The sequence below is a fragment of the Aquimarina rhodophyticola genome (assembly GCF_042434915.1).
In the GTDB taxonomy this organism is placed as follows: Bacteria; Bacteroidota; Bacteroidia; order Flavobacteriales; family Flavobacteriaceae; genus Aquimarina.
Genome location: NZ_CP170198.1, coordinates 1,619,465 through 1,644,865, shown reverse-complemented (window position 1 = coordinate 1,644,865; position 25,401 = coordinate 1,619,465). Strand labels below are relative to the sequence as shown.

The following is a 25,401-nucleotide window of genomic DNA, read 5'->3' as shown; positions in this document are numbered from 1 at the left end:
TCGTAAAAGTAATGAGGTAGACTAAATGTTTACGTTCAATCATATAGATTCTTATATCTTTGAATGGATCCATATCGAAATTTACATGCTAATAAAAATATTAATAAGGTATGCCTTCCTTTTATGCATAGGAAGCGTTTATACTATTAAAGCGCAAGATTCTACCTATTTCAAAGGAGTAGCTCATAAAGCAGATCAACTACGAGTTGAGGTAAAAAATGGAACGTATCAGTTTCATAAGCTTTCAGATAAAATTATAGAAACTAATTTTATTCCATCAGGAGAAATGTTGGATACTATTTCTCATGCTGTGGTATTACACCCTATGTCCAATAAAAAAATAGTTAATCCAGAGACTACGACTATTTCTTATGGAACAAAAGATGGCTTACATGTATTAATTACCAAAGAACCATTTACAATTTCATATTATTATAAAAATTCCAAACTTATTTCTGAAGGTAAGGGGTATATAAAAACAGATAGTACCGAAATTTTACATTTTAAAATTGACAGTACCGAAATTTTATATGGTGGTGGAGCTAGAGCTTTGGGGATGAATCGTAGAGGACATCGTTTGCAACTCTATAACCGCGCACATTATGGATATGAAACAGAAGCACCTCTTATGAATTTCACGATGCCTTTGGTGATTTCGTCAAAAGGTTATGCAGTTCATTTTGACAACCCTACAATTGGATATTTGGATTTGGATAGTAAAAAGCAAAATACATTACAATATGAAGTACAAGGCGGGCGTAAAACATACCAAGTAATTGCTGGGCAAAATCTTAAGGAGGTTACTATTGAATTTACTAAACTTACCGGAAGGCAACCCATACCACCCAGATGGAGTTTTGGCAATTTTGCAAGTAGATTTGGGTACCATTCTGAAATGGAGGTCCGTAACGTGGTTCAAAAATTTAAAGAAAATAACATTCCGTTAGACGCTTTAGTGTTGGATATCTACTGGTTCGGAAAGGAAATTAAAGGAAATATGGGGAATCTAGAATTTTTCAGCGATTCGTTTCCTACCCCTAAAAAAATGATAAATGATCTTAAAAAAGAAGGTGTTAAAACGATTTTGATAACAGAGCCCTTTGTATTGTCGACCTCAAAAAAATATTACGAAGCAGAAACTAATGGGTATTTGGGAAAAAATAAGAATGGCGATACCTATACCTATGATTTTTACTTTGGCAATACAGGTATCATTGATATTTACGACCGTAAAGCAAGGGATTGGTTTTGGTCTTTTTACAAAAAATTTACAGAAGAATATAAGATTGCAGGATGGTGGGGAGATTTGGGAGAACCCGAAGTACATCCCTCTGATCTTTTGCATGCAACAGGATCTGCAGACGAAGTTCATAATGTCTATGGACATGATTGGGCACGATTAATTTACGACGGTTATCGCCAAGATTTTCCTACACAACGACCATTTATATTGATGCGAGCTGGATATTCAGGATCTCAAAAATTTGGGATGATTCCGTGGTCTGGTGATGTAAATCGTAGTTGGGGAGGCTTACAATCACAAGCTGAAATTGCCTTGCAAATGGGAATGCAAGGAATTGGATATATGCACTCCGATTTGGGTGGATTTGCCGGGGGCGAAAGTTTCGATTCAGAATTGTATACTCGTTGGTTGCAATTTGGAGTGTTTCAGCCAATTTTTAGACCTCATGCCCAAGAACACATTGCACCTGAGCCAGTTTTTCATGATAAAAACACACTACAATTAGCAAAAAAGAGTATTGAATTACGCTATAAATTACTACCCTATAATTATACGTTAGCTTTTAATAATAACCAGACAGGAGTACCTTTTATGCAACCCATACTGTTTGATATAGAGGTTGATTCGTCCTATTTATTAACAGATGAATACTATTTTTGGGGAAATAATTTTCTGGTAGCGCCAGTGACCGTTGCGGGTCTTAAAGAAATGTCTATCAAATTTCCAAAATCAAGTGCTTGGTTTGATTTTTATTCGGATAAACGGTACGAAGGCGGGTTTACAGATACTGTTACACTAGTAGACGATCACATCCCTACATTTGTACGAGCAGGATCGTTCATACCCATGGTAGACGTATTTATGACTACCGATGATTATACAACTGAAAATTTAAATCTCCATTATTATCACGATGCGAATGTTAAGGAGGCTTCGAGTATTTTATATGAAGATGATGGAACAACTGTAAACGCTTATGAAAAAAAACAGTATGAGCTTCTTTCCTTTAATTCAGTAGTACAACAAAAAGATCTAGCAATACACTATTCAAGTAAGATAGGAGAACAGTATAATGGGCAAAAAAGATCTGTAACCCTATTTGTTCATAATGTACAAAATAAACCAAGAGAAGTTATTATAGATGGTGTAACATCAGAATTTGAATATGAATCAGAAAATAAACTTGTTCAAATACGTTCAATTTGGAATTCTGAACAAAAACAGCGAATACTTTTAAAACTTTAAATTATTCGTTACTAGCATTCGGGACTATGGGTTTTTCGACTTAAAGTTTGCATGAGTTTATTAAAAGTTTTGAGATAGATGTATCGTTATAAATTTTCGATGAGCCAATCTCTAAACTGATAAAAATTTTGAGGTGCTACCCCGTGTCCTACAGGAAACTCCTCCAAGGATGCTTGGATACCCAAAGTACGCAAAAATTCAGGAGCTTTTCTCGCCCAATCTATTGGTATCACTTGATCCACGCTGCCATGAGAGCAGTAAATATTTAAATTATTAAAGTTATTGTTTTTATACCCTTCTGCCAAAATAGCTTCGTTAATATAGCCACTTAAAGCGATCACGTTCTTAATCTTTTCTGGATAAGAAAGAGCTACAGCATAACTAAGTATAGTTCCTTGGCTAAAACCTAGAATAGATACGTTTGATGGGTTTAATGTATAGGCAACAGTGGCTTCATCTATAAATTTTGCAATAGCATCTCGAGAGAGTATAGCTTGTTTGTCGTCACTAAACTTACCATCGATAGCATCAAAGTGAATAGTATACCATGCATTCCCATGAGGTTGCATTGGATACGGTGCTCTTACAGAAATTATAAATAATTCTTCGGGTAACTCGGTAGCAAAAGAAAATAAATCGTTTTCATCACTTCCATAACCATGAAACATGAATAGTACGGGAGTCGTATCAGAAACAGTTTTTGGGGTTCTTATTACATGTTGAAGCGAAAGTGTTTTGACTTGCATTTGGAGTACGAAATTTAAAATATTGAAACTAATTATTTAATAAAGGTAAACCATTGCTGAAAAAATGGACCCAATATAGGTGTAGGTTTTTCTTCCTGTTGTAGAGCGGTTATCAATCCAAAAACCCAGAGTACAAGTATGAAAACATAAAATGCCGAACTTATAGGCCAAGAATCGAATAAGCTTACCAGCGCCCCTAAAATATAAAAAGATATATGCACTCCCAACGCTTGTCGAATATGAAAACTAGCTAGTGAGGTCTTTTTCTCATCTTGATTCATATAAAAAGCAACAATCGTCCCTATTAAAGTAAAATAGGCAATCATTGCAGGAGTTCGTCCATTATTGGTGGTATTATTTGTTTGCATTTAAATTAAAATTATTACGTTAAATAGCCTAAATACTCTGTGTTAGCTGTTAATAATCATGTGGTTATGAGCAATAATGCCATAAACTTTTCCTTTAGTTTCTTTACCAAAAAAAGCACTATTTTTTGATGTAGAGAGAATGTCGTCTTTTGTGAATTTTGCTTTTCCTTCTGGGCTAAATAATGCAAGATCTACAGTGTTACCAACCTCAATTGGTGTAGTTTTAATACCAAATATTGTTTTACCGTGTGTTAGCATTTTCAAAGTTTTGGGAGTTCCTAATAGATTGTTTAGAATTCCGAAAGCACTTTCTAATCCAACAGTTCCATATTTGGCATGATCAAACTCTACTTTCTTATGCTCTATGTCAATAGGTTGATGATCTGTACTAATCATATCAATGGTGCCATTATCAATACCTTCTAGTAATGCAGTTGTATCTTTTGAGGTTCTTAGAGGCGGTAGTACTTTAAAGCGAGTATCAAAATTAGTTAATTCTTGATCTGTTAAAAGTAGATGATGTACAGCTACAGCACAACTCACTTGGAGACCTTTGGCTTTGGCTTCCTTTATTAAGGCAACAGACTTTGCTGTAGATATGGTAGGAATATGTAATTTTCCTCCAGTATATTCCAATATTGAGAGATCTCTAGCTATTTGTAATTCTTCTGCAAGAGCAGGAATTCCCTTTAATCCCAATAACGTACTTTGCTCTTCTTCATGTACCATTCCTTTGCCTGCAATCGCATTATCTTGAGGATAGGAAAGAACCAAACCGTCAAAATTTTGAACATATAATAACGCTAATTTAAGTAAATTAGGATTTTCGATAGCTTTTTTGTAATCTCCAAAAGCTATTGCTCCAGCTTGAGACATGTCGTATAATTCTGCTAAATCTATACCTTCAGATTTTACCGTAAGTGCACCAATTGGATACACTTTTACAGGATTATTAAGCGTTTTACCTGTAATAAATCCTACGGAAGAATTAGTATCTATTATAGGATGCGTATTGGGCTGAAGTGCTATGGATGTAAAACCGCTGCGAGCAGCGACATTGAGTCCATGTAATAAAGTTTCTCGCTCTTCGTACCCGGGTTCTCCTAAACTAACACTGCTGTCAAACCACCCTTGTGAACAACATAAATTAGGTAAACTAATAACCTTCATTTCTTTTGAAGGTGTAATATCTGTATCAATTTGTTTAAAAAAGCCATTTTCAATTAAAATATCAACAGACTCTCCATGATATTTAGATAGAGGATCGAGTACAGTGGTAGCTTTTAATAAAACTTTCATTTCAAATATTTTAATAATAAAATTTCTATCAACAAAAAGATAAGGGCAAAAATAATAAACCATTTCCAAAATTCTTGCACGCTACTATTTTCTTTTAGTTTCTCGAATAATACAGTAATATCTTGTTCAACACTGTAGTTATTAGTTGTTGCTAGTGTATGATACTGTAATTTACTTTCTGTAGAATTATAATTATAAGCTACCTTTCCCAAAGGTTGCTCTCCTTTTTTTACGGTAAAAATACCAGCATTCTTAGGAGTATCTTCTGTAGTTATTCTAACTTTATTTGAAAAATTTTGTTGTAAGGGTATGATCGTTTCTTGTTCTGATGATAATGCAACAATCTCATCTTGATCCAAAGATTCTTGAATATCATAACTATTTGATTTTCCGATTTGATAATATAAAATAGGTCGCTGTAGACTTTCTTTTCCAATATTATAAAATACGGGTACTATTAAGGAGGTGTTTTTAAAATTACTGTATTCTGAAGCTATACTCGCAGTAAATATATAGGTGTTCCCGTAATTATAGAGAAACGAATTATCATCTGTATAGGATAAGATAGAGTTTGTAGCAGTAACTGGAAAATAGGAAGTTACTTTTGGATATTGAAAATTATCAATTTTTTTGTCAAAAACCCCAATAAATAAGGGGTGATCAAAATGAATCGTAGAGATCAAATTATCAGTAGTTATCAGAGGGGCAAATTTGGGTGCGCCTAGTTCGTTCATAAGTAGATTGTAATCTTTAAGTTCTCCTTTATGAGAAGGAATAAAACCGAGGATAGCGTTACGATCTATAGCTGTTTTTAGTGTATTAAGTAAGGTAATGGGAATTGTATCTATCTCATTTAAAATAATCAAATCAGCCTGACTAATGGCATTATAATTTAAGGTGGTTAAAGAACTTTGTGTGAGTAAAAACTCGTCTTCGGTATAAATACGTCTTAAAAAATCATCATTAGTGCCAGAAATGGTTACCACTTTGGTTTTTTTAGGAGAATTGATAGTAAGATAGCGTATGTTATCAAACGATAAATTAGGGTCCCGAACGACTAATTTACCCTGCAAAGCTTCGCCCTTTGACAAACTAAAACTTACTTGCTGTTCGGTTTTATCTACAAAGGATACAGAGGATTTTGCAAGTAGTCTGTCGTCGTTATACAATGAAATAGGAACACTGGACGCCATTAAACTGGTAGATGATACAGATGCCAAAAGAGTAAAGTCATTGTTTTGATTTTGCTCTATATAAAGCGTATCAATAGCAATATTATTTTTGGTCTCTGGTGTTAATTGAACAAGTATAGGAGAGATATCCTTATCAAGTCCTATATCGGATACATCATTATTGTTCTGAAAGTCTGATATCAAAAGCATCTTTTTAGTAGAAAGCGTATTCTTTTTAAATAGCTTTTTGGCTTTGAGATACGCAATAGCGTATGAAAGTTGATTAGGGCTGTAATCTATTTTTAAAAGATCGTTAAGAATATCTTTTTTAGTAACATCTTTAAAAACTTCTGTATTAGTAAATAAAGTAAAAATTTGATGTTCTGGGATGGCTTGAATTATATCTTGAACGGCACGCTTAAGGAGGGGGCCTTTTTGACCTTTGGCCTCCATACTAAAGGAGTTGTCCAAGTAGATAACTAGTTCTTGCGGAGTATCAAAATCCTCTTCATTAGTAAAAAAAGGTTGTGCAAAAGCAATAATTACACAAGCAAATAACAACATTCTTGTAATTAGTATCAATAATTTTTTAAGAATGGAACTCTTTCGGGTTTGTAAACTCACGGCTTTTAAAAACTGAACATTGCTAAATTCAATTTTGCGAAATTTACGAAGTTGAAATAAGTGAATCAATACAGGAATTAATAGTGCAAAAAGTGCGTAGAGAAATTCCGGATGTTTAAAATGCATTCTATATCTTAATTCTTGTGTAGGGTAAAGATACTATAAGATTTGAAATTAAAGTTTACGACTGCACCTTTTTTGGAAAAAATCAATGTAAAAATCACCCCCTATTCATATTTTACAATCCAAAATAGTAGCAAAATTTTGTTTATAACAGAGTACTTCATAGTATGAAGAGTTGTTTGTTTAAAAATAGGTGTACCTTTACCCTCAAATAAAGAGGCAACAAATACTATTTTGCTGTTGATCTCTCAAATTTTTTTTATGTCATTTACCGCCTTAGGATTATCCGACGCATTGCTCAAAGCTATAAGCGAAAAAGGATACACAAAACCATCTACAATTCAAGAGAAAGCAATTCCTGAAATTTTAGAAGGAAAAGATGTACTAGCATCAGCACAAACAGGAACAGGAAAAACCGCTGGGTTTATCCTTCCAATATTACAAATTATTACAGAAACAAAGAAACAGGGAAAACGTCCAATTAGAGCATTAGTATTAACACCAACACGTGAGTTAGCAGCTCAGATCTTGGAGAATGCAGAAGCTTACAGCAAATATCTTGATATTAAATCAACCGTAGTTTTTGGTGGGGTTAACGCAAAACCTCAAATCAGAACGCTTCGCAACGGGGTTGATATTTTGGTAGCTACCCCTGGTAGATTACTAGATTTACATAGTCAGAAAGCATTAAGTTTAGGCAGAGTTACCACCCTTGTTCTTGATGAGGCAGATCGCATGTTGGATATGGGGTTTCAACGGGATATTAATAAAATATTAGATCTATTACCATCGAAGCGTCAGAACTTATTATTTTCTGCAACTTTTTCTAAAGAAATAAAGAAGTTAGCAAATGGTATTTTACATCACCCAGTGACTGTAGAAGCAGCACCAGAAAACTCAACAGCCGAAAAAGTTAATCAGCGTATGTATTTATTAGACAAAACTAATAAAGCAGCAGCTGTTATAAAACTAATATCGGAAGGTAATTGGAAACAAGTCTTAATTTTTACGCGTACAAAGCATGGCGCTAATAGGCTTAGTGAAAAATTAACAAAAAGCGGCATCTCTGCTGCAGCTATTCACGGAAATAAAAGTCAAGGTGCTAGAACAAAAGCACTAGATGGTTTCAAGAAGAGTAAGATCAGAGTTTTGGTAGCCACTGATATCGCAGCTAGAGGATTAGATATACCTTTATTGCCACATGTAATTAATTATGAGTTGCCCAATATTGCTGCAGATTATGTGCATCGCATTGGTAGAACGGGTAGAGCAGGTGCTAGTGGTGAAGCTATCTCATTAGTTTCTCATGATGAAGCAGCATACATGTGGGATATTGAAAAACTTTTGGGAGATCCAATAGCAAAAGATACAATAGAAGGATTTGAACCATTAACTCCTTTTCCTACCACTGCCGCAAAGAAAGGTATTGCATCAAAGCATCGGTCTGGAGCCAATACTAAACGTAAACCACAACAGCGCAGGTCACGCAATACAAATAGAAAAAGATAAACTTTGGTTGATATGTATAAAATACAACTATAGTATAATGCATAAAAGCGAAAGTATCCACTTCCGCTTTTATGCATTTATTTTTTTTAATAAACTATTGTATTAAAATATATAGTAGCCTACTGATATTTGAAAAGCTGAGTTTTTTCCGTCAAAATTCTCAACAACTTCAGTAAAACCTATGTTATAGCGTATTTGTGCAAAAAAGGAACTAATTTCTACTCCTGCACCAACAGCACCACTAAAATCAAAGCTTTCAGGTTTTGCGCCATTTTTTACATCATCATTTACAACAAAGCCAAATTGAGGACCAGCTTCAATGCTAAGTACTTTAGCAAATTTATATTTTAATAAAACAGGGACATTAAGATAATCAATATTTCTATCCTTAACACCCTGAGCAGAATATAGAACTTCTGGTTGCAAAGCAATCATATCCATTAAACTTACTTGAGCTACAGCACCAATATGATACCCAGTTCTACCATCCAAATCACTATCTACATCATCTCCGCTTAGTGTTGCAAAGTTAACACCTCCTTTAAAACCAAATTTAAGGTCTTGCGCTTGCGTAGCAACTGAGAATCCAAAAATTGCAATAGCAGATAAAAATATTCTTTTCATAATTGTAAATTTTAAGGTTTATTAAGTTCAAAGATAACTCAAAAAATAAAGGATTATTGTTATTTTTTAATTGAAGTACTGTCAGAGAAGCTAATGCGCTTGTGCATAATATTGTATCTTCGCCAAAAAAACAAAAATATAACTGTGCAACACGAGTTTAGTATACAAGTATCTCCACACATAGCTGCCGACAAAGAATTATTAAAGCAAAAAATAGCACAACTAAATAAGTTGAAGGTAGCCGAGATTTCTCATATACAAATAGTTAAACGTTCTATTGATGCTAGGCAAATTGCAGTTAAAGTTAATTTAAAGATTAGAGTATACATTAATGAAATGTTTGTCGATACTCCGATACGATTACCTGATTACCCGTTGGTGTCGAATGCGAGCGAGGTGGTTATCATTGGGGCTGGACCTGCTGGGTTATTTGCCGCATTGCGTGCTATAGAATTAGGATGTAAACCAATTGTTTTGGAGCGAGGTAAAGATGTTCGTGCAAGACGACGAGATTTGAAAGCAATAAATAGGGATCATCTTGTAAATGAAGATTCTAATTATTGTTTTGGGGAAGGAGGAGCAGGCACGTATAGTGATGGTAAACTATATACCCGATCAAAAAAGAGAGGTGATGTAACCAGAATTTTGGAGTTATTGGTTGGCTTTGGAGCGACACCCCAAATTATGGTTGAGGCTCACCCTCATATTGGTACAAATAAATTACCTGATATTATTGCGTCGATTCGCAATAAAATTATTGCACAAGGTGGGGAAATCCATTTTGATACGCGCGTTATTGATTTTCAGATAAAAAATAGTGCTATTACAGGTGTAGTTACAAAAAATGGAACGACAATAGATACCAATGCTGTAATTTTAGCTACTGGTCACTCGGCCAGAGATGTGTATGAATTACTGTATAATAAGCAAATTCATATCGAAGCAAAGCCTTTTGCACTGGGTGTAAGGGTAGAACATTCTCAACATCTAATCGATAAAATCCAGTATAAATCTGAAAACAGAGGACCATATTTACCTCCATCTCCTTACAGTATAGTCAAACAGGTGCAGGGAAGAGGAATGTATTCGTTTTGTATGTGTCCAGGAGGAGTCATAGCACCGTGCGCTACTAGTCCAGGAGAAGTTGTAACTAATGGATGGTCACCTTCAAAAAGAGATCAGCCTACATCAAATAGCGGTATCGTTGTAGAATTAAGACCAGAGGATTTTAAAGAATATTTTTCTCATGGTCCTTTAGCTGGAATGCATTTTCAAAAAAGTATTGAACAAAAGGCATGGCAATTAGCAGGTGAAACACAGCGGGTCCCTGCACAACGTTTGGTGGATATGGTTCATAGTAAAGTTTCAAAAGATTTGCCTTTAACTTCCTATAAACCGGGACTTACTAGTATTGAGATGGGTGAGGTTTTTCCTCCTTTTCTTCATCAAATTTTGCAACAAGGATTTAAAGCTTTTGATAAAAGTATGCGTGGCTATTTAACTAACGATGCAGTTGTGCATGCGCCAGAGTCTAGAACTTCGTCTCCTGTGCGTATACCTCGAGATCGCATTAGTTATGAGCATGTTCAAATCAAGGGTTTGTATCCTAGCGGAGAAGGTGCTGGGTACGCGGGTGGTATTATATCGGCAGCTATAGATGGTGAAAAATGTGTTGAGGCATGTATTCGTAATCTAAAATTAAACTAGTAAAAAACTGAGTACGATAACTTATTTTTTTACCGTAAAATTGAAGGAAGTACCCTCTTTTTCTTTTGAAACTACATTGATAGTTCCATGGAGACTATCTATTAATTTTTTAACTGTACTCAGACCAATGCCGTTACCTTTGTTACCTTGTCGATCCGATTCTGCTACGGTAGTGAATAAATCAAAAATTAAATGTTGCTTATCTTTTGGAATACCGATTCCATTGTCTGATACTTGAAAACGATAATCATTTTTGTGTTCTTCACATTTTATACTGATGATCACCTCTTCTTTATCATTGTATTTTAAGCTGTTGCCGATTAGATTTAATAGAATTTGCTCTAGTGCAGCACGATTGCAATGCAAGTTTACATTCTCATCAGGAAAGTTAATTATAACCTTGTGGTCAATTCCAAGAAGTTCGACAATCTCTTCTAATAAATGATTTAGATGAAATTCTTCGGGTTTGGTTCTTGAAAGGCCATCAGACTCATAGTAAGAGAGCAAATTATCAACATAATCGCTTAACTTGAAGGAGGATTGTTTTAAGTTATCTAGATAAGCTACACCCTTGGTATCTAATTGATTTCTATATTTAGCCCTAAGCACATCTGTTGTTAAGATCATATTGGCCAAGGGCATTTTCATGTCATGTGATACGATACCTGCAAAACCTTTAAGTAATTCATTTTTTTGGGTAAGTTCTAATTGTAATTTTTGAAGTTGTTCATTGTTTTTCCTCAATGTTAGTAACTTCATTATTTGTCTTGCTAGTATTTGTAAGGATTGAATTTGTTTTTTACTAATCGTATTAGGCTTATGATCAATTACACAGAGTGTACCCAAAGCATGACCCCCTTCGTCTTTTAAGCTTACTCCTGCATAAAATATTATAGGCGTCTCACCTGTGGTATAAGGATTATCATAAAATCTAGTATCCTTTTTTGCATCTTCTACAATTAATACTTCATCTTCTTCCAAAATTGTATGACTGCAAAACGAATACTTGCGTTCAGAGCTACAAATATCCATGCCAAAGGTGGCTTTAAGCCATACTTCATCTTGATCTACTAAAGAGATAATTGCAACTGGTTTACCAGTGATCTCGGCAGCAAGATCGGTAATTTCGTTATACTCAATTTCTTTTTCTGTATGTAAAACATGATAACTGTGAAGAGCTTTGAGTCGTTCTTCTTCGTTTATTGCTTTTGCGGGGTTGAGCATAATAAAAGAGAATCTTAAAATATAGTTGACAAATATATAAAATTAAAGAGTAGCAGTTCTGATTAAAAAAGTTGAATTTTTTAAATACCTCTTTATGATTACATATGTTTTTTTAAAGAAAAGTGAAAAGAGGTGCCTTTTCCTATCTTAGATGATAGGGTTATAGTGCCTCCTAAATTTTCTACTAGATTCTTTACCGTATTAAGCCCAATCCCATTGCCTGTATTACCAGATCGATCTTTATCCACAGCTGTTTTAAATAAGTCAAAAATTTTACTTTGCTTCTCCTCTGAAATACCAATGCCATTATCTGTAATACTGAAGTAATAATAAGAATCACCATCGCCAACCTTAATGTCGATTTCTATTAAGTCTTTATCATTATATTTTAAACAATTACCGATCAAATTTAGAAAGATTTGCTCCAATGCTGCTCTGTTTACATATAGATCCATTGAAGTTTCGGGAAAATGAATAGTCACATCATCACTTATACTTAATAGGTCTACAATTTCTGATAATAATTCATTGAGATCAAATTTTTCTAATTTATCTTGAGTATCATGTTCTGATTCATAATGAGAAAGTAAATCATTGATATAATCACTTAGTCTAAAAGCGGATTCTTTTAAATAGGATAGATATTCTAAGGCTTTAAAATCAAGTTTATTAAAATATTTGTTTCGCAATACCTCTGTAGTAAGAATAATATTGGACAAGGGCATTTTTATGTCGTGAGACACAATACCAGCAAAATCTCTAAGTAATGCATTGCGTTTTTCAACCTGCGATTGATTCCACGATAATTGTTTGTTTAATTTTGTTAGGGTTAAGATTTTGATTATTTGTCGTGAAGTAACTTTCAAAAACTCTAAATGCTCTTCGGAAATGTGACTAGGTTTCGAATCAAAAATGCATAAGGTACCCAATGGAAATCCCTGTTCGTCGATTAAACATACTCCTGCATAAAACCTAACCGAATGACTATTGTTAACTGATGGAAACTTGGAGAACCTAGTATCTATAAGCGCATTTTCGACTATCAGATATTTTTGTTCTTCTAAGATAGCGTGACTACAAAATGAGTAGGCTCTTTCGTCTTGTTCTTGATCATATCCCGTACTCGCTTTATACCAGGTATAATCCTTATCCACAAATGATATTAAAGCAATAGGCTTGCCAGTCATTTTGGATGTTATTTTAGTTATTTCGTCATAAATGGTTTCTCTTGGAGTGTTTAAAATTTGATAACTATGTAATGCCTGCAATCGTCTACTTTCGTAGGGTGTGGTTGAGTTGGTAATCATATATATTAGAATAAGCCCGTGTATTTTACATAAATTTAGTGATTATTAACATAATTTTTAGTAAACAAATGTTAATTAAATGCGGTTGTTCTTCGATTAGTCACAACTTTTAATAATTTCTTAACGAACAGACATTTTATATAAGAAATTAGTAACGCTATCACCTTATTTAATTAACTATAGATCTTTTTGTCCCTATTATTTTTGAAGTCATAATTATAAATAATAAACTAAAAAAATCATGACAACAATTTTGAAAGGGCTATTTAAAATTAGTTTACTCTCGCTACTATTACTTATCATAAGCTGCGATGTAGAGGATGGCATCGACGGCCTTAATGGTACGGATGGCAAAAATGGCATTGACGGTGTTGATGGCGCTAAGGGAGATAACGGTAAGGATGGAGAAGATTTTGTTCCCCAACCTACAATATTTGCAAATAAATCGAGTATTGAACCATTAGTGGCGATGGCACCTCAGTTCAATTATGTAAAAGCATACTCTTTAATTAGTACCCCAGATGTAATAGATGAATCTTTTCAATTAGCCGGGTCTGCAGATGGCGCAGGATTCTTAAAAGAAGATGATGGTTATATCTATGTAGTAAACTGCGAGGATAGCTACAGCGTTGCAAGGATAAGATTAGATAAAAATTTAATTCCCGTTTCGGGAGATTACTTGCTTAACTCTGGCGTTTCAGATTTTGCAAGACAGTGTTCTGGAACTATGTGGGAGGCTGCTATTCATGGGGGTACAAGCGATTTATTTTTATCGGCTTCTGAAAGTATTAATTATGACATTAAAGGAATTGACCCAAGGATTGAGGTACCTACTCCGAATGCAGATTTTGGTTTGGATGCTTTAGGTGAATTTTCTTGGGAAAATGCAGTGCCTTTGCCAAAAGATGCGTATTCTGGTAAGACTGTGATAATTGGAGGTGATGATGATTCTAGTGGTTCTGAAGGTCAAGTGACATTGTATTACTCTGAGAACGGTGATGCAGATTTAGAAAATGGAAAGATTTACGTCTTGAGATTTAAACAAATTTCTGACGGTGCTCAAGGAGTACAAACCGTGACTCCTAATACAATTTATAATGAAGCTAGTTTGGATTTTGGTACTTCTTATGATGTTGAATTTGTAGAAATTACAAATGGCAAAAATTTGACTAAAGATGAAATGGAAGTTGCCTGCCAAGATGTATTTGCTTCACAGTTTATGAGAGTTGAAGATGTAGACTATCAAAAGGGAACAGATGAAAAAGGGAGAAATGTATTTTTTGCTGTAACAGGTAGAGGACCAGGAAGAGGGACATATAACGACTGGGGAACAGTTTATAAACTAGAACTGAATGAAAATTCACCTTTGACAGGTACATTGACGCAAATAATTAGTGGTAATACCGACACAAATAATATGGATGGTAATCTGGCAGAACTTCAAAGTCCTGATAACATTTGTGTAACCGAGAATTTTATATATGTACAAGAGGACCCAAATTCGTTCGATAGAGGGCATGCTGCACAAATCTATCAAACAGATATTAATGGTAATAATCCTCAAAAAGTATTAGAACTTGTAGTACGTCAAGATTTAGCTCAAAATAATAGTACGGGTATTAGTGGCGAATTTGGATCTCTAATTGATATTTCTGACAAAATAGGAGAGCCAAATACATTTTTATTAGCATTACAACCACACTATTGGAAACATGACGACTTCAAAGGCTTAGACGGGCATATCAATGCTACTTTTGAGGATAATCAAGCTTCACAAATAGTCATCTTAAAGGGACTACCTAGATAAAATAATGTGTTAGTTATACTTTTGAAAAGGTCTTTATCTGTTGATAAAGATCCTTTTCTTTTTACTCGTTTTTAATATTTTAATTTAATGAAAGTTTATTTAAAATTAGGTATTCTATTGTTTATGATATCTTGTTCAAAAGAAACAAAGCAATATGAAATTAATTGGACGCCAATTCAGCACTACTACTTAACCAATTTAGAAACATCAATTAATCAACTAACCACCCTAAAAAGAAAAGATTTACAAATTGAAGAGGCAAAAGTTATATTTGCATCGGTTAGAAATGCTTTTAAAAAGGCAGAACCTTATGCATCGTACCTTAATCCATCGGTGGGTCACCGTGTTAACGGCCCCGCTCTACCTATTTTCAAAGAAGACAATCAAAAGATCATAGAACCTGTAGGTCTGCAAACAATCGAGGAGTCCATATATGAAGATAAAATGGCTACTGCTCATTTTAGACGAGAGGTTGATATTACAATTGGATTATTAAAAACATTGACAAAGTCTGTAGCAAAGAGACCCTTGAATGCACAACGATTTTTTATTGCTACACATCAACAACTTTTGCGAATAATAAGTTTAGGAATAACAGGTTTTGATACCCCTATAAGTCATTTAGGACTTCAAGAATCTGCGTTGTCATTACAAAGTTTGGCAGATGTCTATACAATGACTATACAAATGGACATCAAAAAAAAGGATGCAGATTTGGATTCAGCTTTTTTAGATTCAATAGTAAAAGCTATTCGGTTTATAGAAACACAACCATCTTTTGAAGATTTTGATAGGTATACTTTTTTGAGAGATTACATGAATCCAATTACAAGATTATGGGTTTCAATGCGTCAAAAATCTGGATTATGGAAGGATAACCTAGCATTTCCATTTAATTTTAATGCACCTACTTTTTTTGAGCATGATTCTTTCAACACAGAATATTTTACTTCAGCAATTAATCGTAATACAACTAGAGATCGAATAGCTTTGGGAGAGCGATTATTTTTTGATAAAAATTTATCCAAAAATAAGACAATCTCATGTGCTACATGTCATCTTCCTAACGAGGCATACAGCGATACCTTAGTTAATAGTTTGGATAATAATGGAAATCCCTTGTTGCGTAACACACCTACTTTGATAAATAGTATCTATCAACGCAGCTTCTTTTGGGATGGAAGATCACAAACATTATTGGATCAGATAGCATCAGTTTTCACCAATGAAAAAGAGTTTGATTCTACAGTTCATCAGTTTTCAAATGAAATTCTTAAAGATACTACCTATATAGAATTATTTAATAAAGCTTACGGTGGATTATCCAGTCGAAATACAGAAGTGATAAAAGCTATTTCCTCATTTATTGGGACACTAAATGGTTTTAATGCTAAGTTTGATAGAAACATAAGGGGAGACGAAAATACTTTTACCGAACAAGAAAAGCAAGGATTTAATTTGTTTGCTGGCAAGGCTCTTTGTGCTACCTGTCACTTTATTCCTTTAATGAATGGAACCGTACCACCCTTTTATACAGAGACTGAAAAAGAAGTAATTGGAGTACCCCAAACTGAAGCGAATTTAGAGTTAGATAATGATACCGGTTTCTATTGGAAATTTAAAGAGTCAATTCATAAAGGAATGTTTAAAACGCCTACCGTACGCAATGTTGAGAAGACAGCTCCATATATGCATAATGGGGTATATAAAACATTGGATCAAGTGATGGAATTTTATAATCTGGGGGGAGGAGCAGGTTTAGGTTTTGACCTGCCACATCAAACCTTGCCATTTGACAAATTAGAGTTAACGGATGCAGAATTAGAAGCTTTGATAGCGTATCTTAAAACATTAACCGATTATCAAGTTGCAACAGATAGTTAAAACTATAAAAAGTTGTTAGTAAATTAAACAAAAATTGTAGCGCATATAAACCCATCACATACCCAAAGATGGGTTTTAGTAGATAGTTTAGAACTTTTCAAAAACCCCTAAACCAAAAAGCGCATAATCATATTTTACCGGATCTTCTGGACAAAGGTAGCGTAAACTTTCATCTAATTCTGATAATGCCTTTCCATCATTTTGTTTACGGTTAAGTAAACCCAATTTACGGGCTACATTACCAGAGTGTACATCTAATGGGCATGACAGTATTTTAGGGGGAATTGTTTTCCAAATACCAAAATCGACCCCTCCCTTTGAACTGCGAACCATCCATCGTAAAAACATATGAATACGCTTTGCTGCCGAATTTTTTAAAGGATCACTCACATGTTTTTGTGTGCGGTCTGGATGAGGTAGAGCAAAAAATTCTTTTTTAAACTCATGTATCGCATAGTTTAGGTTCTCATGACGGGCAAATTGGCTATAAAAAGACTCCATATCACCATGCGTATTATATAAAGCTTGTAACGCCTTAATAAAATAGGCAAAGTCGATGGCATTAAAAGTACGATGTACAAAACCGTTTAATTTGGTTAAATCTACATCTGTATGATACATCACAAAGTTATATGGATCGTTACCCATCAAGTCCATCATACGATGTGCATTTTTGAGTATACTTTTTCTATTGCCCCAAGAAATAGTTGCAGTCAAAAACCCTGAAATTTCAATATCCTTTTTATTGGTATATCGATGTGGTACTTGAATGGGATCGGTTGTAATAAAATCGGGTTGCTCATAATAGAAGGATTTTTGATCCAAAAATTCTTTTAAATCTTGTGCTTGCATCAGGAGTACTATTTAAAGTTTAATTATTTTAAATCCCAAAGATAAAATCATAAAAGCAGTTTAACCATTGATAAAAAAAGTAAAAACCATAAATACTAAGTCTTTTTACCTGATTTTTTCAAATACTAATTCAGTACTTTAAACTTTTGCTATTTTTAATTGAATTAGTATGATGTTAAGACCCAATAAGATGTCAGTTACTCTATTATTCGAATAAAATTATGGAAACAAAAGAATTTATATTTCTATTACTTGGAATTCAAACTTTTATGGTCACAGGGATTTTATTTTTTTATCGATCAGAAAAATATAAGTTAAATCGATATCTAGGATTTTTCTTTCTTACGTTACTCATCGAGATACTTATGTTTTTTATTCATCGTATGGATACTGTCCATCCTTCAATTTATTATTTACCATTTCGTTTCAATCTTCTTACGATTAATTTTTTATATCTTTTTGCAGCTGAAACTTCTGGAAAAAGAATGAAATACAAATGGAAAACATACATTCCAGCAATTATTGAATTTTTGGTATTTTTTGTACTCTTTTTATCCATATGTATTCGACCAAAAATACATCAATATATACAAACCACATACTTTTGGCATATAAGTCGTATTATTTCTATAGTATATTTTTTTATTATGAGCACCTTAATACTTAAACAGGTAGTGGCTCATCATACATTGTTAAACAGATATTATACAAACAAAAGATTTAAATCTATTATATGGCTAGGTATATTTTGCATTTTGGGTAGTATCTTAAATATTATTAGTTATTTAAGATTTTATTTTAACGATAATGAAACTATCGTAATACTATTTAATAGTAGTTATTTATTAACTATGTATTATATAAGTATTGCAAGTATCGTGCAAATTAATATTGTCAACACCATTCACCCACCCAAAAAACAAGAGGATAAAAATAATTTAAAAGAGATATATGCCAGAGTTAAACACCATATGGAGGTTGATAAAGCGTATCTAGACCCCAAGATTAACTTACGTAAAATAGCTTTAGAAGTAGATCTTCCGCAACGTAATATTTCAAAAGCTATTAATGTGATTGAAAACAAAAATTTTAATACTTTTATTAACTCTTATCGTATTGAAGAAGTGAAGAAATTACTGCAATCAGATTCACATCAAAAATACTGTATATCTGCTATAGCAGATGAAGTAGGGTTTAATTCTAGAGCATCATTTTATAAAAACTTTAAAAGCATTGTAGGAGAATCTCCAACCGCTTATGCAAAAAACATCGAGAACTGACGTATTAAATTGTATGTGTTAAATCATGTTTCAGGATGTCCTAAAACAAGATTTGAGACACTTTTTTGTTGCTATTTGATCAATAATAGTTGAGCTTTGAGATTCATAAACACAAACTCAATAATTATGAAAAATGTAAAACAAATTGCACTAAGTGTATTAGTGACTGGTAGTTTACTATTTACTGCTTGTCAAAAGGATGAGATTTCTACAGAAACTCAAGAAATCAATAACGAGCCTACAAAAGAACAATTAAGTAAATTGTTTGATATGGGTGTCAATATTGACGAAGTAACAATTCAAAAAATTTCATTACTTAATGGTGATACTGCAGAGTATTTTGTATCAGGTGATATCACAATACCAGTAGATGGTTTTGAGACTTTGCCCAATTTGGAGTCTAATACAAATGGAACTAAGCAATATCGTACAAACAACCTAATATCAAGTGCTAATAGAACCATAGATGTATTAGGATACACTGGCGGTAGTGGCCAAGGTCTAAATGCGACGAATCAAGAAGCGTTAAGGAGAGCTGTAGCCAACTATAATAATGTTAATTCAACGTTGAATATGAGATTAACTTTTGGTACAAATTATCAAAATGCAGACTTGGTTGTTTATGTTCGTAGTGACCTAGGTGGCGGGGGACAGGCTGGTTTTCCATCTGGTGGTAATGTTTACAAATGGGCGAGAATAGGTCCTAGTGTTTCTAATAATGGAGTGACATACGCTACTCATGTAATTACTCATGAGATGGGACACTGTATCGGCCTTAGACATACAGATTGGTTTGCTAGATCTTGCGACGGAAGTAATGAGGGTGCTGGTTCTGTAGGAGCTATTCATATCCCAGGAACGCCGACTGGGATTGATAGAACATCCATTATGATCTCATGTGCCACAGGTAATGAGAATGGAGTGCTAAATAGAAACGATGTAACCGCTATCGAGTATTTATATTAAAAAAAGAATAAATATGTACATGGGCTGCCTTTTTTGGCAGCCCTTTTAATTTTCAATGTTACCGTCTACCATAACTAACTTACGATCAGCCATATCGGCTAATTCTTCGTTGTGAGTTACAATTACAAACGTTTGACCAAACTTATCCCTTAATTCAAAAAAAAGCGAATGTAGTTTTTTGGCTGCTTCGCTATCCAAGTTTCCTGATGGTTCATCTGCAAATACCACCTTTGGACTATTAATCAAAGCCCGAGCTACTGCTACTCTCTGTTGTTCACCCCCAGATAAAGCTGATGGTTTATGGTCATAGCGATTAGATAGTCCAAGAAAATCTAAAAGCTCTTTTGCGCGATGTATTGCTGCAGTTTTTGACGTGTTTTTAATAAATGCAGGGATACATACGTTTTCTAATGCAGTAAATTCTGGTAAAAGTTGATGAAATTGAAAAATAAAACCAAGTTTTTCATTTCTAAACTTAGCCAATTGCTTTTGAGAAAGTGATTTAATAGCCGTATTATCGATAATAAGTTCGCTTTCCTTTTTAGTATCAGCTTTATCTAAGGTGCCAAGAATTTGTAATAAAGTAGTTTTTCCTGCTCCCGAAGCTCCTACAATAGAAACAATTTCACCTTCATGAATGTGCAAATCTACACCTTTTAAAACAGCCAAGGTACCGTAACTTTTAAAAATCTGATTTGCTTTGATCATAAGTTTAATTTGAAGTGTGAAAGTAAATATAATTGGATAATTAACCAATGCTAATGGTTAAGAAGAACGTTTAAAATTATTTATATCTAAAAAGTAAACAACGCGTAGTGAAAGATTATGCTGAATAGGTTGATTAAATAAATTATCCATACTTTCTGTGTAATTAATTGAAGATAATTCGTCTTGATTAAATATTTGATTACGATAGAGTAGGGTAGCTTCACTACCAGGTGCAAACCGCCAATTAAAACTTAGGTCTAGATTCCAGATATTGAAGTTTGTATTAGGATCATCATCTGGCTCAAATAAATACTCATTTTGAGTACGTGTTCCATCTACATTTAAGGTAGAAAAGACATTTTCAGCATAGTTAGCAGTACTCCAGAAATTTCTAAATTTAAGGTTAATCGCTTTAAAAGGATTAAAATTATAACTTAAATTAATTGAATTTTCAAGAGAAGTAATATCTCTTTGTCCAAAGTAGATACGATCTAGATCTTCGTCATTATTCACATATCCTATATTCTTTTCTTGTACGCTATATTCAGAACTTAAAATCATAAGTAGCTTATCAGAGAAGCGGTAACGTGGCGAAAGCTCTAATTCAAAATTTTTACGATCGTTACCAATCCAATCTCGCATACCAACACTAATATCATAAGCAAATTTTTTACGATAGTCTGATGAAACCCAGACTCTTCCTCCTACGTTTTCTCTAAAAGTTACAAAGCGACCATCTACCCGAGGTTCAAAATAATCATCATTTTTAGAGTTATAATTAGCAAAACCACCAAAGGCTAGTCGTTCTTTAGTTGCAAAAAACCAATCAACTTCAATAGAATTTTGAGTTTTTATACTGGGATCATACAATCGCCTATGGCGAGCAACCATACGTATACGATATTCGTTAAACCAAGCAGTTGGTTTAAAAATTTGAAAAGACGTACTGACTCTAAAATTGTTGTAATTGTTGGTAAAGTTAACTCCAAAGTCGTTGATATCATAAGTTTTATTAGCCAGATCATGTCCAAAGCCATAGCGAAACTGTCCTTTAATTCTATCAAAATCTAGCTCTGATGCAAATCCAGAAACATTTGAATCAGCTAAGTTTAATTGACTCATTATAGTTCGCCCAGTTAAGCGGAAGCTATTTGCATTGTTCGTCAAATTCCACGCTAGGGCAGAGGTATTAGCATCTCTAAATTTACTTCCGCTACGCGTAACATTAGTATTTATTAAAGAAATAGAAGAGTTTTTGTTAAATAATTGATCCACCACAAAAACATTGTAATTTGCTAGAGGTTCTACCAGCTGTGTTCTTGTTTTTCCTGAAATAGAATCTTTTATTGTTACTTCTGTACGTTCTGTAACTGCATTAAAAAAGCCAACACCAAGGTTATCTTGGGTTCGTCCCGAAACTTTTATGGCATTTAATAGGTTTACTTTTTGAGGTTCATTTTCTACAAATTCGTGCTGGGCTAAATCCTCTTCCTCTACATTTTCTGATGGTGCATTACCCACTCTTCGTGAAAAGAAAATATTACCTTTATTAAATAATTCTGTTCCTTCAGTAAAAAATTGTCGGTTCTCGTCGAAGGTTTGTTCAAATGGTCCTAAATTGAGTCTAACGTTATCGAACGAGGCTTGACCAAAATCAGGAATTAAAGTAGCGTCCAGTGTAAAACTATCATTTAATCCGTACTTAACATCCATACCTGCGCTTAAATTGGTTTCAAATTCACCTTCAAAATGGGAAACATCTCCTTGTACAAAAGGAAAGAAAGTGAGACGTACAGGAGGATTAATATTGCGAACACCTTGAACCAATCCATTATACTGTGTTTGCTGACCAACAGAATTATCAATTCGAGACCAACTATGCGTTTGATTTTGTCTGGTAAGTCTTCGATAAAAATTTACACTCCAATCCTGAATCTCAGATTCTGGAAAACGTAGCGCATTGTACGGAATTTTAAACTCTGCATACCAGCCCTTTTCATCAGAAGTGGTTTTAGCTTCGAAAACTACATTATAACTAAAATCTTCATTAAACTGATCGGCTCTTGCATCACCTATAGTTCCTGCACTTGTGATAAAAAAGCGTGTTTCATTGATGCCATCATTGTATGTGTTTAGCGCAATAGAAAAAAAGTCTGCTTGTACAAAGACATCATCACGCTGACTAAACTGTTTCAAGATTTTTTTTGGCTCTTTGTCAAACATATAAGCTGCTACATATACAGCTTTATTATCATAAGCCATTTTAACCTCGGTTCGAGATTGGTTTGAAATGCTACCTTCATTACTGGGCTGAAACATGTTAAAATTGCCAGAAGGAGCTATCTCTTCCCATATAGCATCATTTAAATCACCATCGATTTTGGGTGGATTTGCTATACGATGTGCATGGATAGTCTTATTATTTTGAGCTGATGTAGAAAAAACACAACATATAGCGAATAAGCTCAGTACTAAGCGCATTAAAATTGTCATAAAGTCTGTTAAAAAATTCTTACTTCCTATAATGAAATGCAAACTTATGATTATTATAATAAAGTTAGTTATTAATAATACGTTAAAAGTAAAGTAACTTGTTTATCAATAAACTAATTTCGTTAAACAATTATAAAATTTATGGATTCTAAAGATCAACAGGAAATAGCTGTTTTTGCCGGGGGATGTTTTTGGTGTACAGAGGCAGTCTTTCAAAGATTAAATGGAGTAGTAGAGGTAGTGTCTGGGTACACAGGTGGTTCTATCAAGAATCCAGCATATCGAGAAATTACTACAGGGCGAACCGGTCATGCCGAAGCAGTCAAAATTACGTATAGGTCAAATGTTATATCTTATAAAGAGTTGTTAGAAGTTTTTTTTTACACGCATGATCCAACAACATTAAATCAACAAGGAGCAGATAAAGGGACACAGTATAGAAGTGCGATATTTTATGTTGATAACATACAAAAGGTAATTGCAGAGCGACTCATTAAAAAACTAAGTAACGATGACATATTTAACACTCCAATAATCACCGAAATTTCGAAATTAGGACCGTTCTACCCAGCAGAACAGGAGCATCATAACTATTATAATCAAAACAGCGATCAAGGCTATTGCCAATATGTTATTAATCCAAAACTGGCAAAACTTAGAAAAAATTTTGAAAGTAAACTAAAAAGGGAAATTAAATAAAAACTCAAATTGAATGCCGTATACTAAGTTAGAGGAGTACAACATCCAAGTTACTGAAGAAATCAAAAGTAAATTTGCATCTATAATAACAGATTTAGGTGAAGATATCACAAGAGCAGGTATTACAAAAACTCCAGAACGAGCGGCAAAAGCGATGCAATTTCTTATGCAGGGTTATGATCAAGATGCAGCAGAGATTTTAAGAAGTGCAATGTTTAAAGAAGACTACAATGAGATGGTAATCGTCAAAGATATAGAGTTATATTCTTTGTGTGAACATCACATGCTACCTTTTTTTGGCAAAGCTCACATAGCTTATATACCTAATGGTCATATAGTGGGTTTAAGTAAATTACCTAGAATTGTAGATGTTTTTTCACGACGTATGCAAGTTCAAGAGCGGCTAACTCATGATATTTTAGAGTGTATTAACACAACTTTAAAGCCCAAAGGAGTTGCGGTGGTTATAGAGGCCCAACATTTATGCATGATGATGCGAGGTGTTCAAAAACAAAACTCATCAACCACAACCTCTGGATTTAGAGGTCAATTTGAAAAAATAGAAACACGTAATGAATTTCTGAAGTTAATAAGTGCTGATCTTAAGTAATAAATCTTTGGCATTTTTTTTGTTATATTAGTTATAAACTATAAAAAATATGCAAAATAAATATAAATTACTGCGACAAGGTATAGTCTATGATCTCTTAGGGATGGCTTCAATGGCCATACCATTAATTGGCCCGTTCTTAGACCTTATATGGGCTCCCTATGCGGCAAAAAAAATGAGTACCATGTATCCTGGTCGTCAAGGTAAAATAGCTTCTATACTAACGTTTATTGAAGAAATAATTCCAGGTACAGATATAATTCCATCTTTTACCTTGATGTGGTGCTATACGTTTGTATTTCAAAAAACCAAAGTAAATAAGGATATACATACAATCGATATTGATGCCGAAGTAGTTCAATAACGAAGTGTAAAATCCAAGACGCTATTCTTTAAAAAATTTTGAAAAGCCTAAACGAGACAACATTTTCTTTTCAAATTGCCAGAAAAAAGAAAATTGACCGAAGAGCCAACCCATTACAATCAAAAGAATCTGATATATCGGAAAAATTAAAATGATTCGCAGTGGCCAATAAATATAGGTGGCAGTGTTTTCGTTTGAAAGACCTAAGAGACTCAAAATAGGATCTGAAATTTTAGCCGAAGTTGAACCAGTAATTGCAAATACAATAAAAATAGCAATTAATTCCCAACGATAAGATACTTCCCATTTGTCTTCTAATTTTTTAAATATTTTTAAAGTTATCCAAAGAAAGAATAATGCTATGGCTAGCGAAAGTATTAACTTAGTTAGTAGGTATAAGCCATTACTTTCTGAAAAATTGGTTAACATTTTATTAGCAACTAGATATCCAGAAAAAAGTAATCCAATAATTCCAACTAAGGGAAATATAAGTTGCCAATTCTGATTAATTTCCCACCGATTTTTAAAATTTTGCATGATGCAAAAT

General features: G+C 33.7%; 21 protein-coding genes. 10 read left to right on the top strand and 11 right to left on the bottom strand.

Annotation, left to right across the window (positions count from 1 at the left end):
• Positions 1–85: 85 nt before the first annotated feature.
• Positions 86–2,488: a TIM-barrel domain-containing protein gene (locus ACE939_RS07220; RefSeq protein WP_378188236.1), complete on the top strand. Its 2,403-nt coding sequence runs from the start codon at positions 86–88 to the stop codon at positions 2,486–2,488.
• A gap of 86 nt (positions 2,489–2,574) precedes the next feature.
• On the opposite strand, the gene ACE939_RS07215 is transcribed toward ACE939_RS07220, so the two are convergent.
• From ACE939_RS07215 to ACE939_RS07200, 4 genes are read right to left on the bottom strand one after another with little or no spacing between them, the layout of a single operon-like run.
• On the bottom strand, positions 2,575–3,234 hold the full coding sequence (locus ACE939_RS07215; protein WP_378188235.1) for an alpha/beta hydrolase: 660 nt from the start codon (positions 3,232–3,234) through the stop codon (positions 2,575–2,577).
• 32 nt (positions 3,235–3,266) lie between these two features.
• On the bottom strand, positions 3,267–3,602 hold the full coding sequence (locus ACE939_RS07210) for a hypothetical protein (protein WP_378188234.1): 336 nt from the start codon (positions 3,600–3,602) through the stop codon (positions 3,267–3,269).
• 42 nt (positions 3,603–3,644) lie between these two features.
• Complete coding sequence (locus ACE939_RS07205; RefSeq protein ID WP_378188233.1) at positions 3,645–4,901, bottom strand: dihydroorotase family protein; 1,257 nt, start codon at positions 4,899–4,901, stop codon at positions 3,645–3,647.
• Positions 4,898–6,823, bottom strand: coding sequence for a BatA and WFA domain-containing protein (locus ACE939_RS07200; protein ID WP_378188232.1), 1,926 nt, complete (start codon positions 6,821–6,823; stop codon positions 4,898–4,900). The genes ACE939_RS07205 and ACE939_RS07200 overlap by 4 nt, the downstream gene beginning before the upstream one ends.
• 258 nt (positions 6,824–7,081) lie before the next feature.
• On the opposite strand from ACE939_RS07200, the gene ACE939_RS07195 reads away from it, so the two are divergent.
• Positions 7,082–8,329, top strand: coding sequence for a DEAD/DEAH box helicase (locus ACE939_RS07195; RefSeq protein WP_378188231.1), 1,248 nt, complete (start codon positions 7,082–7,084; stop codon positions 8,327–8,329).
• Between the two features lie 102 nt (positions 8,330–8,431).
• Here ACE939_RS07195 and ACE939_RS07190 read toward each other — a convergent pair whose 3' ends face one another.
• Complete coding sequence (locus ACE939_RS07190) at positions 8,432–8,953, bottom strand: porin family protein (RefSeq protein WP_378188230.1); 522 nt, start codon at positions 8,951–8,953, stop codon at positions 8,432–8,434.
• Positions 8,954–9,097: 144 nt separating this feature from the next.
• Between ACE939_RS07190 and ACE939_RS07185 the strand changes: the two genes are divergently transcribed.
• A complete protein-coding gene (locus ACE939_RS07185) occupies positions 9,098–10,660 on the top strand; it encodes an NAD(P)/FAD-dependent oxidoreductase (RefSeq protein WP_378188228.1) in 1,563 nt (520 codons plus the stop codon).
• A 21-nt stretch (positions 10,661–10,681) separates the two neighbouring features.
• Here ACE939_RS07185 and ACE939_RS07180 read toward each other — a convergent pair whose 3' ends face one another.
• Together ACE939_RS07180 and ACE939_RS07175 are read right to left on the bottom strand one after the other, a co-directional pair.
• Positions 10,682–11,884 (bottom strand): ATP-binding protein, encoded by a 1,203-nt coding sequence (locus ACE939_RS07180; RefSeq protein WP_378188227.1) that lies wholly within the window; start codon positions 11,882–11,884, stop codon positions 10,682–10,684.
• 98 nt (positions 11,885–11,982) lie between these two features.
• Positions 11,983–13,191 (bottom strand): ATP-binding protein, encoded by a 1,209-nt coding sequence (locus tag ACE939_RS07175; protein WP_378188226.1) that lies wholly within the window; start codon positions 13,189–13,191, stop codon positions 11,983–11,985.
• A gap of 241 nt (positions 13,192–13,432) precedes the next feature.
• On the opposite strand from ACE939_RS07175, the gene ACE939_RS07170 reads away from it, so the two are divergent.
• On the top strand, positions 13,433–14,998 hold the full coding sequence (locus ACE939_RS07170; RefSeq protein ID WP_378188225.1) for a hypothetical protein: 1,566 nt from the start codon (positions 13,433–13,435) through the stop codon (positions 14,996–14,998).
• Positions 14,999–15,085: 87 nt separating this feature from the next.
• Complete coding sequence (locus tag ACE939_RS07165) at positions 15,086–16,882, top strand: cytochrome-c peroxidase (protein WP_378188224.1); 1,797 nt, start codon at positions 15,086–15,088, stop codon at positions 16,880–16,882.
• An 87-nt stretch (positions 16,883–16,969) separates the two neighbouring features.
• Here ACE939_RS07165 and ACE939_RS07160 read toward each other — a convergent pair whose 3' ends face one another.
• A complete protein-coding gene (locus tag ACE939_RS07160) occupies positions 16,970–17,734 on the bottom strand; it encodes a TIGR02757 family protein (protein ID WP_378188223.1) in 765 nt (254 codons plus the stop codon).
• A gap of 221 nt (positions 17,735–17,955) precedes the next feature.
• Between ACE939_RS07160 and ACE939_RS07155 the strand changes: the two genes are divergently transcribed.
• Positions 17,956–19,014, top strand: a complete 1,059-nt coding sequence (locus ACE939_RS07155; RefSeq protein WP_378188222.1) for a helix-turn-helix domain-containing protein — start codon at positions 17,956–17,958, stop codon at positions 19,012–19,014.
• A 126-nt stretch (positions 19,015–19,140) separates the two neighbouring features.
• A complete protein-coding gene (locus tag ACE939_RS07150; protein ID WP_378188221.1) occupies positions 19,141–19,980 on the top strand; it encodes a M57 family metalloprotease in 840 nt (279 codons plus the stop codon).
• 45 nt (positions 19,981–20,025) lie between these two features.
• On the opposite strand, the gene ACE939_RS07145 is transcribed toward ACE939_RS07150, so the two are convergent.
• Together ACE939_RS07145 and ACE939_RS07140 are read right to left on the bottom strand one after the other, a co-directional pair.
• The gene (locus ACE939_RS07145; RefSeq protein ID WP_378188220.1) at positions 20,026–20,688 is read right to left on the bottom strand and encodes an ABC transporter ATP-binding protein; all 663 of its coding nucleotides are present in this window, start codon (positions 20,686–20,688) and stop codon (positions 20,026–20,028) included.
• A gap of 57 nt (positions 20,689–20,745) precedes the next feature.
• Complete coding sequence (locus ACE939_RS07140) at positions 20,746–23,181, bottom strand: DUF5916 domain-containing protein (protein WP_378188219.1); 2,436 nt, start codon at positions 23,179–23,181, stop codon at positions 20,746–20,748.
• 141 nt (positions 23,182–23,322) lie between these two features.
• Here ACE939_RS07140 and msrA point away from each other — a divergent pair, with 141 nt between their 5' ends.
• From msrA to ACE939_RS07125, 3 genes are read left to right on the top strand one after another with little or no spacing between them, the layout of a single operon-like run.
• Positions 23,323–23,880, top strand: a complete 558-nt coding sequence (gene msrA / locus ACE939_RS07135; RefSeq protein WP_378188218.1) for a peptide-methionine (S)-S-oxide reductase MsrA — start codon at positions 23,323–23,325, stop codon at positions 23,878–23,880.
• A 13-nt stretch (positions 23,881–23,893) separates the two neighbouring features.
• Positions 23,894–24,490: a GTP cyclohydrolase I FolE gene (gene folE / locus ACE939_RS07130; protein WP_378188217.1), complete on the top strand. Its 597-nt coding sequence runs from the start codon at positions 23,894–23,896 to the stop codon at positions 24,488–24,490.
• A 49-nt stretch (positions 24,491–24,539) separates the two neighbouring features.
• The gene (locus tag ACE939_RS07125) at positions 24,540–24,854 is read left to right on the top strand and encodes a hypothetical protein (RefSeq protein ID WP_378188216.1); all 315 of its coding nucleotides are present in this window, start codon (positions 24,540–24,542) and stop codon (positions 24,852–24,854) included.
• Positions 24,855–24,875: 21 nt separating this feature from the next.
• On the opposite strand, the gene ACE939_RS07120 is transcribed toward ACE939_RS07125, so the two are convergent.
• Positions 24,876–25,391 carry a DUF6787 family protein gene (locus tag ACE939_RS07120; protein WP_378188215.1) on the bottom strand — a complete coding sequence of 172 codons (516 nt, stop codon included), beginning with the start codon at positions 25,389–25,391 and terminating at the stop codon, positions 24,876–24,878.
• Between the last annotated feature and the right edge of the window lie 10 nt (positions 25,392–25,401).